The 11,260-nt window shown below is 72.3% G+C and carries 8 protein-coding genes; 4 read left to right on the forward strand and 4 right to left on the reverse strand.

Annotated features, from left to right (window positions below):
- Positions 1-52: 52 nt before the first annotated feature.
- Positions 53-1,156, reverse strand: a complete 1,104-nt coding sequence (locus HD597_RS16615) for a hypothetical protein (protein ID WP_253743176.1) — start codon at positions 1,154-1,156, stop codon at positions 53-55.
- A 25-nt stretch (positions 1,157-1,181) separates the two neighbouring features.
- Positions 1,182-2,249 carry a prephenate dehydrogenase gene (locus tag HD597_RS16620; protein ID WP_253743177.1) on the reverse strand — a complete coding sequence of 356 codons (1,068 nt, stop codon included), beginning with the start codon at positions 2,247-2,249 and terminating at the stop codon, positions 1,182-1,184.
- Between the two features lie 385 nt (positions 2,250-2,634).
- Between HD597_RS16620 and HD597_RS16625 the strand changes: the two genes are divergently transcribed.
- The 3 genes from HD597_RS16625 (at position 2,635) to HD597_RS16635 (ending at position 7,717) form a co-directional block, all read left to right on the forward strand.
- A complete protein-coding gene (locus tag HD597_RS16625) occupies positions 2,635-4,218 on the forward strand; it encodes an MBL fold metallo-hydrolase (RefSeq protein WP_253743178.1) in 1,584 nt (527 codons plus the stop codon).
- A 62-nt stretch (positions 4,219-4,280) separates the two neighbouring features.
- Positions 4,281-5,303: a 4-hydroxyphenylpyruvate dioxygenase gene (gene hppD / locus HD597_RS16630; protein WP_253743179.1), complete on the forward strand. Its 1,023-nt coding sequence runs from the start codon at positions 4,281-4,283 to the stop codon at positions 5,301-5,303.
- On the forward strand, positions 5,300-7,717 hold the full coding sequence (locus HD597_RS16635; RefSeq protein WP_253743182.1) for an aminotransferase class I/II-fold pyridoxal phosphate-dependent enzyme: 2,418 nt from the start codon (positions 5,300-5,302) through the stop codon (positions 7,715-7,717). The genes hppD and HD597_RS16635 overlap by 4 nt, the downstream gene beginning before the upstream one ends.
- A gap of 27 nt (positions 7,718-7,744) precedes the next feature.
- Here the strand turns inward: HD597_RS16635 and HD597_RS16640 are convergent, their stop codons facing one another.
- Positions 7,745-8,539, reverse strand: coding sequence for an alpha/beta fold hydrolase (locus HD597_RS16640; RefSeq protein WP_253743184.1), 795 nt, complete (start codon positions 8,537-8,539; stop codon positions 7,745-7,747).
- 209 nt (positions 8,540-8,748) lie between these two features.
- Between HD597_RS16640 and HD597_RS16645 the strand changes: the two genes are divergently transcribed.
- On the forward strand, positions 8,749-9,708 hold the full coding sequence (locus HD597_RS16645; protein ID WP_253743186.1) for a TauD/TfdA family dioxygenase: 960 nt from the start codon (positions 8,749-8,751) through the stop codon (positions 9,706-9,708).
- Positions 9,709-9,745: 37 nt separating this feature from the next.
- On the opposite strand, the gene HD597_RS16650 is transcribed toward HD597_RS16645, so the two are convergent.
- Positions 9,746-10,909: a cytochrome P450 gene (locus HD597_RS16650; protein WP_253743188.1), complete on the reverse strand. Its 1,164-nt coding sequence runs from the start codon at positions 10,907-10,909 to the stop codon at positions 9,746-9,748.
- Between the last annotated feature and the right edge of the window lie 351 nt (positions 10,910-11,260).

Raw genomic sequence — 11,260 nt, forward strand, 5'->3', positions numbered from 1 at the left:
TGGTCGGTGGTCGGTGGTCGGTGGTGGGTGGTCGGTCGGTGATCAGTGAGCGTCACAGGTACACGTGGTCGAGCAGGGCGGCCGGCGCGCGCCGCGCGAACAGGCCGTCGGTCAGGCGGTACGGATCCACCCACCCGGCGGGCGTGGCGAACCCCCGCAGGTAAGCGGGCAGATCACCCGTGTCACCCGCCTCGCCCAGCATCCGGCGGGCCCGCGACAGGGCGCGGCGCAGCAGGTCCGGGCGGAACGGCTCGGAGGCGGTGCGCTTGAGCATCGCGATGAAGTACAGGCGCATCCCGAGGCGGTAGACGGCCGGGTCGACCTCCCGCAGGCACAGCTCGGCGAGCCGGCCCAGGGAGTGGCCGTCCCAGCCGCCGTGCCGGCTGGAGCGTACGACGCCGCCGATCGGCACCCGCCCCAGCGGCAGCCGCGACGGCCGGGCGCCCAGCTCGGCCAGCACGCGCGCCAGCAGCGCGTAGTCGTGGGCCAGGTCCTCGTCGTAGACGAGCAGCACCTCCTCGCCCGCGGCCAGGCGGGGGATCAGGTCCCGCAGGATCACCAGCAGGTAGTTGGCGTGCCCGTCCGCGCCGACCACCGGGCGCAGCGGCATGCCCCAGCGGGTCCCGTCCAGGTACGCGGGCCCGCCGTGGCGGCGGTGGTCCACGCACAGGTGCCGCCGCGCCAGCAGTTCGACGGTCTCGTCGATCGAGGCCACGGCCGGCCGGTCGGCGGTCAGGCCGGGGTCGTGCACGCCGAGCAGGCCGAGCTGCCGCTTCCAGTCGCGGGTGGCCGCCCGCGTGGCCGGGTGGACCCAGCCCTCCCGCTCGACGCGCTCGGTGTAGTGGCGCAGGCGGTCCATGGGGCGGGTGTCGCCCGAGGCGTGGCAGCGCACGTACAGGTGACCGAGGTCGTCGGGGGACAGCGCGGCGAAGTCGAGCTCCGGATGGCGGCGGTCGAGGTAGTCCCAGAACTGGATGGTCTGCCCCGTCAGGTTCGCGGCGCGCGGATTCCAGTAGTACTCCAGGTCGCGTACCAGCCGCGTGCCACGGAAGAGCGTGTCCACCCAGAGGAAGCCCTTGACGTGCGTGGGCAGCAGGGGCTTGGTGGCGGTGATGGTGACGGGCGCGAGCAGCAGCCGCCGGGCAGGACCACGCACGTGCGCTCCCCTCGGATCCGGGCGGTCAGCGCTGCCGCCAGCCCTGGTCGTGCAGCGCCTTGCGCAGCGTCGCCGCCAGGCCGGGCAGGACGCTGATGTGGACGAGCCCGGCGGGCTGCCCCGTGGCGTGCTCGATGCGGACGTCCTCGATGTTGACCCCCGCCTGGTCGGCGTCGGCGAACAGGCGGGCCAGCTCGCCCGGCTGGTCACCGATGACGGCGGTGACCGTCTCGAAGCGCTCCGGCCGGGTGTCGTGCTTGCCGGAGATGCGGGCGCGGCCCGTACGGCCCCTGCGCAGCACGTCCTCGACGACGGCCAGCCCGGCCGCGCGTTCCGGGCCGTCGCCGGCGAGCCCGCGCAGGGCCGTCACCATCCGCCCCAGGTCGGTGCCCAGCTCTTCGAGCAGGTCGGCCACGACCCTGGCGTTGGCGCCGAGGATGTCCATCCAGAGCCCCGGGTCGGCCTCCGCGATGCGGGTCAGGTCCCGCAGGCCGGGGCCGGCCAGGCTCACCTCGCGTTCCCCCGCGTGCTCCAGGCGCTGGGCGACCAGGCTCGCCACGACGTGCGGCGCGTGCGAGACCAGCGCCACCGCCCGGTCGTGCGCGACGGCCTCCATGACCACGGGCACCGCGTCGCACAACGCCACCAGCTCCAGCGCCGTGTTGAGCGTCTCGGTGCCGGTGTCGGGCGTCGGCGTGAGCGCCCACATCCGGCCCTCGAACAGGTCGGCCCTGGCCTTGAGCGGGCCGCTGTGCGCCGCGCCCGCCATCGGATGGCCGCCGATGTACGACGAGGTGTCGCAGCCCAGCGCGACGGCCTCCCGCTGCGCCTCCGCCTTGACGCTGGCGACGTCCGTGTGGTGCGCGGCCACGCCCTCCGCCTGCAGCCCGGCCAGCACGCCGGCGACGTGGGGCGGGGGCACCGCCACGACCGCCAGGTCCACCGCGCCCGACGGCGGCCGGGCGGTCCCGGCGCCGAGCGAGGCCGCCGTCCGTACCGCCTCCGGGTCCGCGTCCCGCAGGTGCACGGTCACGGCGTGCGCGCGCAGCGCCAGCGCCACCGAGGTGCCCACCAGCCCCGTGCCGACAACCAAAGCCGAATGCATACGGCAGCGCCCATCCCGTCCGACGAAGCGGGCTCCGAGCGCCCGGTCGATCCCGGACCATAGACGTTCGGCGCCGCCGTGATCCACCGTGCACGGGACTTGCGGAAAACGCGTACGGAATGACGTCCTTAATATTTCGCGGCCACCGTGTTCAACTGCGGCGCCGCCACACTTGAACAAAAGTGTTCAACGGGCCGGCGCCTTGCCGCCGAATGTCCCGCCGGGTCATTCTTCCCTTCGCCGGCGCCTCAAGTGCGAACCCGGTCACCCGGTAGTCGTCCATTTCTTCACGGTCCGCCGCAGTGCCATGCGCAACAACCCGTGCGCCCCGGGCCGGTTCCTGTTGTCAGTTCACCTCGAGGGGAGCGCGCAGATGGCTGATGAGCAGTTGTTTCTGCGGTCGAAAGTCATTGTCGAGCCACTGGTGGACAGGTTCTTCGCCTGGCCGCACACGATCGCGCCGGTGCAGGCGGCGATGAACCTCGCCCGGCTCCAGGTGCCGTTGCTGGAGTCGTACCTGCAGTCGCCGCAGGTCCACGTGGCGGCCAGCAACAACCCGGAGCTGCGCGGCGGCTACTTCATCAACATCCCCGAGTCGCGCGCCGACGAGGTACGCGACCTGCTCGACACCATCAGGCGCGATCGCGCCGACATGCTGCGCTTCGCCGACGCGATCGCGGCCGGGCAGGAGATCCTGCGGGCCAGCGCCACCGGGTTCGACCTGACGCCGCTCTACCCGAAGCTGCCCGCCGAGCTCGGCGGCCTGGTCGAGCTGGCCTACGACACCGACAACCAGGCGCAGCTGCGCTTCATGGAGCCGCTCGTCTACAAGAGCGACGTCTACGCCGAGGCCCGCCAGTCGGTGCAGCTGTCCTTCGAGACCGGCATCGAGCGGCCCTTCATCCTCAGCACGCCGCGGCTGCCCTCGCCGGACGTCCTGGAGCTGGGCATCCCCTTCCGCCACCCCGGCCTGGAGGAGCTGTTCAAGGCCCGGGTGCGCCCGGCCACCCTGCGCCACCTGCGCGAGGCGCTGGAGCTCGACGACGCCCAGGCGGTCCAGCTGTCCGCCATGCTCAGCGACCGCCCCAGCCTGGCGCCCGACCGGCACATCGAGGGCGGCGGCCGGATCCGCTACTTCGGGCACGCCTGCCTGGTGCTCCAGACGCCCGAGGCCGCCATCGTGACCGACCCGTTCATCAGCGCGGACAGCACCGCCGGCGACCGGTACACGCTGGACGACCTGCCCGACTACATCGACCTCGTGCTCATCACGCACGGGCACCAGGACCACATTGTCCTGGAGACCCTGCTCCAGCTCCGCGGCCGTGTCGGCGCCGTCGTCGTCCCGCGCTCCTCGCGCGGCAACCTGTGCGACCCGTCGATGGGGCTGATGCTGAGCCACCAGGGCTTCCCCGTGATCGAGGTCGACGACTTCGACGAGATCCCCTTCCCCGGCGGCAAGGTGACCGCCACGCCGTTCCTCGGCGAGCACTGCGACCTGGACATCCGCGCCAAGTCCACGTACTGGGCCGAGCTGGCCGGCAAGAACGTCTTCATCGGCGCCGACTCCTCCGGCATCGACCCCACCCTGTACCGCTACATCAAGGGTCACCTCGGCACGGCCGACTACGCCTTCCTGGGCATGGAGTGCGACGGCGCCCCGCTGACCTGGCTCTACCAGGCGCTGCTCACCATCCCGATCCCCAAGAAGATGAGCGACTCCCGCAAGCTGTCGGGCTCGAACGCCGAGCAGGCGGCGGCGATCATGACGGAGCTGGGCGCCAAGGAGGGCTACATCTACGCCATGGGCGAGGAGGCCTGGCTCGGCCACGTCATGGCCACCACCTACAACGAGGACACGTACCAGATCAAGCAGATCAACGAGTTCCTCGCCTGGTGCTCGGAGCGCGACATCAAGGCCGGGCACCTGTTCAAGCAGCAGGAATGGCGCTGGTAGCCGGCTGACGAAGCCCGTATCGCCCGACGAAGTGGCCATCGGTTCCCCCAGGAGGTATCCCCGTGGCTGTGCAAGACATCTCGTACGTCGAGCTGTTCACGCAAGACAAGATCTCGGCCGTCGACTACCTGGTCACAGCCATGGGGTTCACCCGCGTCGCCGACTCCGTGGAGGTCGACCGGAGCTCCGTGCTGCTGCGCCAGGGCGAGGTGCAGATGGTCGTCACCTCCGGCCACGGGATCTGGAAGTTCCTCGACGAGCACGGCGACGGCATCGCCGACATCGGCTTCACCTGCGACGACGTGGCCCGCACCGGTGCCGCGGCGGCCGTGGCCGCCGCCGGGCCCGTCCGGACCCTGCGCGGCAACACGGTCGTGCCCGGCTTCGGCGGCGTGACCCACACCCTGCTGCCGCCGGTGGACGCCCCCGCCCGCGTGGCGCCCCCCGGGCGCAACTGGGTGCCCACCCCGGACCTGTCCGCCCACGCGGACGGCCACATCAGGCTCCTTGACCACGTGGCCGTCTGCGTCGAAGGAGGCAGGCTCGGCGAGTACGCCGACTACTACCGCGACGCCTACGGCTTCTCCCGCTACTCCTCCGAGTACGTCGACACCGGCGGCCAGGCCATGGACTCCATCGTCGTGCGCAGCGCCTCTGAACGCGTCACGTTCACCCTGGTCGCGCCCGACCCCGGCAAGGACGGCGGGCAGCTCGACGCGTTCCTCGGACGCAACGGCGGGCCCGGCGTGCAGCACCTGGCCTTCCTCGTGGAGGACATCATCGCGGCCGTACGCGACTGCCGCGAAGGCGGCGTGGACTTCCTGACCACGCCCGCCGCCTACTACGAGAGGCTCGCCGACACCTTCCAGGAGAGCCGGTTCGGCATCGCCGAGCTCCAGGAGTCGCAGGTGCTGGCCGACCACGACGAGTGGGGGCAACTGCTGCAGCTGTTCAGCCGCTCGCCGTACGAGCGCAACACGCTGTTCTACGAGCTCATCCAGCGGCTGGGCTCGCGCGGGTTCGGCAGCTCCAACATCCGCGCGCTGTACGAGGCCGTCCAGCGTGACCGCCTGAGCGCCGGATGATCACCCTCGCGGACTACGCCGCCGCGGCGCGCGAGCGGCTCGGCCCGGCCGTCTGGGACTTCGTCGAGGGGGGCGCCGGCGCCGAGCGCACGCTGGCCGCCAACCTCACGGCCTTCGAGCGCGTACGGCTGCGGCCCCGCGTCCTGACCGGTCTCGGCCTGCCCCACACCAAGACCGAGGTTCTCGGCCGGGTGTGGGGCGCGCCGGTGGGCGTCGCGCCCATGGCGTACCACACGCTCGCCCACCCCGAAGGGGAGGTCGCCACCGCCCGAGCCGGCGTGCCGCTCGTGGTGAGCACCTTCGCCTCCCGCACCTTCGAGGACATCGCCGCGGCCGCCACCGCGCCGCTGTGGCTGCAGGTCTACTGCTTCCGCGACCGTACGAGCACCCGGCGGCTGGTCGAGCGGGCCGAGCGGGCCGGCTTCGAGGCCCTGGTGCTCACCGCCGACGCCCCCAGGCTGGGCCGCCGGGTTCGTGACCTGCGCAACGGCTTCCTGCTGCCGCCCGGCGTCGAGCCGGCCAACCTCACCGGCGCCGGCTTCTCCTCACCGGGCGGGCACGCGCTCGCCGAGTTCGACGCCGCGCTCGACTGGTCCGTCGTCGGGTGGCTGCGCTCGATCAGCTCCCTGCCGGTCCTGGTCAAGGGCGTGCTGACCGGCTCCGACGCGCTGCGGGCGCGGGAGGCGGGGGCCGGCGGCGTCGTCGTGTCCAACCACGGCGGGCGGCAGCTCGACGGCGCGCCGGCGACGTTCGACGTGCTGCCGGAGATCGCGGCCGCGGTGTCCGGGAGCTGCGCCGTGCTCATCGACGGCGGGGTACGCCGCGGCGCCGACGTCCTGGCCTGCCTCGCCCTCGGCGCCGACGCCGTGCTCGTCGGGCGGCCCGTGCTGCACGGGCTGGCCGCGGGCGGGAGCGACGGCGTGGCCGGGGTTCTCGGCGTCGTCACCGACGAGCTGGCCGAGGCGATGCTTCTCACCGGCGTCCCCTCACCGCGCGACGCCGGCCCCGAACTGCTCACCCCCACAGAAGCGGCCGCGGCTCCGGCCCGGGCCACGGCCCCGGCCCTCGGTGCGGCTTCTGCCCCTGGTGCCGCTTCTGCCCCCGGTGTTGCTCCGGCCCCTGGTGCGGCGCGGCCGGGCGGGGTGTCGTTGCGCAGGCGGGACCTGCACGGCAGCCTCGCCGACCCGCTGCTCGACACCATGAACTTCCTCAACGAGATCACCCACCGCTACCCGGACGCGATCTCCTTCGCCCCCGGCCGTCCCCACGACGGCTTCTTCGCCACCGAGGACGTCTTCACCCACCTGCGCCGCTACGTCGATCACCTGGAGGAGAGCGGCGCCACGCCCGCCCAGGTCCGCTCCGCCCTCTTCCAGTACGGCCCCACCAGCGGCCAGATCCGCGACCTGATCGCCGCCTCGCTGCGCGCCGACGAGGGCATCGACGTGCCGCCGGGCTCCATCGTCGTGACCGTCGGCGCCCAGGAGGCGATGCTGCTCGCGGTCCGTGCCCTCATCGCCGGCCCCGGCGACGTGCTCCTGGTCTCCAGCCCCTGCTACGTCGGCATCACCGGCGCGGCCCGCCTGCTCGACGTCAGCACGGCCGTGGTCGAGGAGCACGCGGACGGACTGCGCTGCGCCGACCTGGAGGCGGTCATCCTGGCCGAACGGGCCCGCGGGCGCCGCCCCCGCGCCTTCTACGTGGTGCCCGACCACTCCAACCCGTCCGGGGCCACCATGCCTCTGAGCACCCGCGAGGAACTGCTCGCCCTGTGCGCCCGGTACGACGTCCTGGTCCTGGAGGACAGCCCGTACCGGATGGTCAGCCCGGGCCCGCAGCTCCCGGCGCTCAAGGCCCTCGACCGCGAGCGCCGCGTCGTCCAGCTCGGCTCGTTCTCCAAGACGCTCTTCCCCGGCGCCCGCGTCGGTTACGCCGTGGCCGACCAGCCGGTCGAGGGGGGCGGGCTGCTGGCCGACGAGCTTTCCAAGATCAAGAGCATGGTGACGGTGAACACCTCGCCGGTGAGCCAGGCGGTCGTGGCCGGCATGCTGCTCGCCGCGCGGGGCCGTACGTCGGAGCTCAACACCGGGACGGCCGCCCACTACGGCGACGCGATGCGCACCACGCTGCGGGAGCTGGCCGCGTGCTTCCCCGACCGCGAGAGGCTCGGCGTGAGCTGGAACGAGCCCAGCGGCGGCTTCTTCCTCACCCTCCGCGTGCCGTTCCGCGCCGACAACGACGCCCTGGCCCGCTGCGCGGAGGAGTACGGGGTCATCTGGACGCCCATGTCGTACTTCTATCCGCAGGGCGGCGGCGACCACGCCATCCGGCTGTCCGTCAGCTACCTGCCCGGCGACCTCATCCCGGAGGGCTGCGCCCGCCTGAGCCGCTTCGTCAGGGCCCAGGCCGGCTGATCGGCTGTCCGCCTCCGAGAACCGGCTTCAGTTCTTGTCCAGGAACTCGATGATCGCGGAGTTCACCGCGTCGGGGCGTTCCAGATTGCCCAGGTGACCGCAGCGGGGCAGCTCCACCAGGTCGCAGCCCGGGATGGCGTCGGCCACCTCGGCCACCAGGTGCGGCGGGCACACCAGGTCGTCGGCGAAGGCGATGGCCCGGCACGGCACGGTGACCCGCCGCAGCGCGGGCCGCCGGTCGCCGATCGTGTCCACGCCGAGCTGGCCGGCCGAGCCGCGGCCCGCGCCCGTCATCAGCTCGAAGATCTCCAGCCAGCCGGTGGCGGCCTCGTCGTCGTTCAGCGTCGCGGGGGACAACATCTCGAGGACCGTGCGCATGGCCTGGTACGTGGCCGGCAGCTCGACCCCGCTCTCCCGCAACGCCCGATCCGCCCGCGCCATCGCCCGCCTGGTCGCGTCCGACCGTGACCGGGTGGCGATCAGCACCGCCGAACGCACCAGCTCAGGAGACTCCAGAGCCAGCTCCTGGGCGATCATCGCGCCCATGGACGTGCCCACGACGCGGCACGGCCCGATCCCCAGCGCCTCGATCAGCCCTCGGGTGTCGGCCACCATGTCCGCCAGCGTGTACTCGCCGGGCGGCACGCTCGACGGCGCGATGCCCCGGTTGTCGAACACGATCGTCTCGTAGCCGGCCGCGTTCAGCGCCGGCGTCTGGTGCATGGTCCAGACGTGGCCGGCGGCGTTCGAGCCCATGATGAGCAGGACGGGGTCGCCGCTGCCTGAACGCTGGTAGGAGAGCTGGATCCCGTTGGTGCTCACGAACGGCATGGGGCGCTCTCGATGACGGTCGGCGTGGGCACGATGCCTCCTGCTCAGGTGGGTGGGGGAGTGCGCCCGTGGGAGCGCGTTCCACCATGACACGGGGCGCGTCAGGGCGTCGAACGCCCGTCCAACTGGCGCGGGGCCGCACTTGAACGCGCTCGCCCGGCCGGGCGCGGGACCCGCATACTCGCCCCCGGATGTGGCCGATGAGAGAGGTCTTCGCCATGAGCGCGTACAACGACTGGAAGCCGATGGAGATCCGGCCCGGCGGCGCCGCGGCCGGCGCGGGCGGGCTGCGCCGCACGCTGGCGGCGATGGGCGACTTCGGGGACGTGCTCACCCAGGCCAAGGTCGTGGTCTTCCGCGGCTTCCAGGTGGCCGAGCACGAGCTCGACGAGGTCATGGACCTGCTGCTGCCGAACCGGCTGGCCTACACGCACGGCACGTCGCCGCGTACCAAGGTCGCCGCCGGCAACGTCTACACCTCCACCGAGTACCCCAGCGAGCAGACCATCGCGATGCACAACGAGCTGTCCTACAGCCACAAGTGGCCCGCCCGGCTGCTGTTCTACTGCGCCACGACACCGGGGTCCGGCGGCGCCACGCCCGTCGTCGACGGCGCGCTGTGGCTGGAGTCCCTGGACGAGAAGGTACGGGACGCCTTCGCCGGCGGCGTCCGCTACTCGCAGAACCTGCACGACGGGTTCGGCCTGGGGCGGAGCTGGAAGCAGACGTTCGAGACCGACGACCGCGCGCAGGTGGAGGCGTTCCTCGAAGAGGGGCGGTTCGACTGGAAATGGACCTCCGACGGCGGGCTGCGCATGGTGAGCCCCGTTCGCCCCGCCTCGATCCGGCATCCGGTCACCGGATCCACGGTCTGGTTCAACCAGGCCGACCACTTCCACCCGGCCGCGCTCGGCGACGACATCGCCCGCGAGCTGGCCCAGATCCTGCCGTCCGAGGCGCTGCCGCAGTCCGTCACGTTCGCCGACGGCAGCCCCATCCCCGACGAGTACGTCATCCACGTCCACGACCGCGGGCTGGAGATGGCCGTGGACGTGGACTGGCAGCAGGGCGACCTCATGGTCATCGACAACGTCGCCGTAGGACACGGCCGCCGCCCCTACACCGGCGACCGCCGCGTCCTGGTCGCCATGTCGGACTGACGACGCCGGCCCGCCAGAGCGGCGACCCGGCTGGCGGCTAGCGGTCCGCCTTCAGGAGCACCGGGAGGCTTTCCGGGCCGTTGACGACGATCGAGTCCAGGAGCTTCGGCTCGCCGTCCGGCTCGATCCGCACCGACCGGTCGAGCAGTTCGCCGTACAGCAGGCGCAGCTCCACCCGGGCCAGGACGCTGCCGAGACAGAAGTGCTCGCCGAAGCCCAGAGCCAGGTGCCGGTTCGGGCGCCGCCGCACGTCGAAGGCGTCCGGGTCGTCGAAGACGCGCTCGTCGCGGTTGGCCGACGGCAGCCAGAACACCACCTTGTCGCCGGGCTCGACGGCCTGGCCGTGGATCTCGACCGGCCGCACCGCGGTGCGCATGATGTGCGTGGCGGTGGACGTCCACCGCAGGACCTCCTCCACCGCCGACGGCAGCAGGCCGGCGTCGCCGGCGAGCGCCTGCCACTGGTCAGGGCGCTCCAGGAACGTGAGCATGCCGCCGGCCGCCGCGATCCGCGTGTTCTCCGTGCCGCCCACCAGCAGGTTGTCGCAGTTGAGGATGACGTCGTCCGGGCTGAGCCGCTCGCCGTCCACCTCCGCCGTCGCCAGCACGCTCACCAGGTCGTCGGCCGGGTTCGCGGCCTTGTCCGCCTGCAGGGTCTCGAAGTAACCGAGGATCTCCAGGTGGGCGAACCTGCGGGTGAGCGGGTCGCCGGCGGCGAACGCCTGGCTGGTCAGCTCGTACAGGTGCTCCCAGTCCGGTTCGGGGACGCCCATCATCCGGCAGATCACGTACAGGGGGACCCGGGCCGCGACGTCGGCCACGAAGTCGACGCTGCCGCGTTCGAGCGCGCGGTCCACCACGCCGCGCGTGATGTCGCGCATCTCCGGCTCCAGCGCGCGGATCGAGCGGACCGCGAACCACTCGTCCACCAGGGCCCGCAACCGGCGGTGCCGCGGCGGATCGGTCAGCGCCAGAGTCCGCCCGCCTCCCGGGTCCGCGCCGTGCTCGGCCGGGCGCAGCAGGATCCCCTGTGCCGAGCTGAACGTCGCGGCGTCCCGGTACGCCGCGCGCACGTCGTCATAGCGCGTCAGCGACCAGAACCCGGGCAACTCGGCCGGCGGCTGCCAGTGGACCGGCGCGTGCTCACGCAGCCAGCGCCATTGCGCGAACGGGTCACCGTGTGAGTAGAGTGCGGGATCCACCAGGTTGACATGCGGCGGCGCTGACATTTCCGCCATGCCGGTGCCTCACATTCTTTTTCCTTTCCGGCGGTCGGCCGACCGCGGGACGCCTTACCGTTTCAGGGCCTTTCTCAGCCCGTCAAGCGCGCCTTTTACGCCGCTCGGGGGCGTACAACTGCGGCGGCGAAGCAGTTGAACGGCGTCGTTGATCCCGCGCTCGGCCCTGGGCCATAGTGGGCGGCGCGCGAATCCCGAATTGCATCTCCCTGATATCGGGCTGTGCGCGCGCACGTGAACAAATTTCCGCCCGGAGAAGGCTTGGCGCGCGGCCGCCCGTCCAGCCGGCGTGTCGAACGAATTGGGGTGCTCGGA

This window comes from Nonomuraea thailandensis (genome assembly GCF_024172165.1).
Lineage (GTDB): Bacteria > Actinomycetota > Actinomycetes > Streptosporangiales > Streptosporangiaceae > Nonomuraea > Nonomuraea thailandensis.

Excerpts from the sequence above, each read along its gene's own strand:
- HD597_RS16645 (WP_253743186.1), top strand. The coding sequence starts at position 8,749 with ATGAGAGAGGTCTTCGCCATGAGCGCGTACAACGACTGGAAGCCGATG.
- HD597_RS16635 (WP_253743182.1), top strand. The coding sequence starts at position 5,300 with ATGATCACCCTCGCGGACTACGCCGCCGCGGCGCGCGAGCGGCTCGGC.
- HD597_RS16625 (WP_253743178.1), top strand. The coding sequence starts at position 2,635 with ATGGCTGATGAGCAGTTGTTTCTGCGGTCGAAAGTCATTGTCGAGCCA.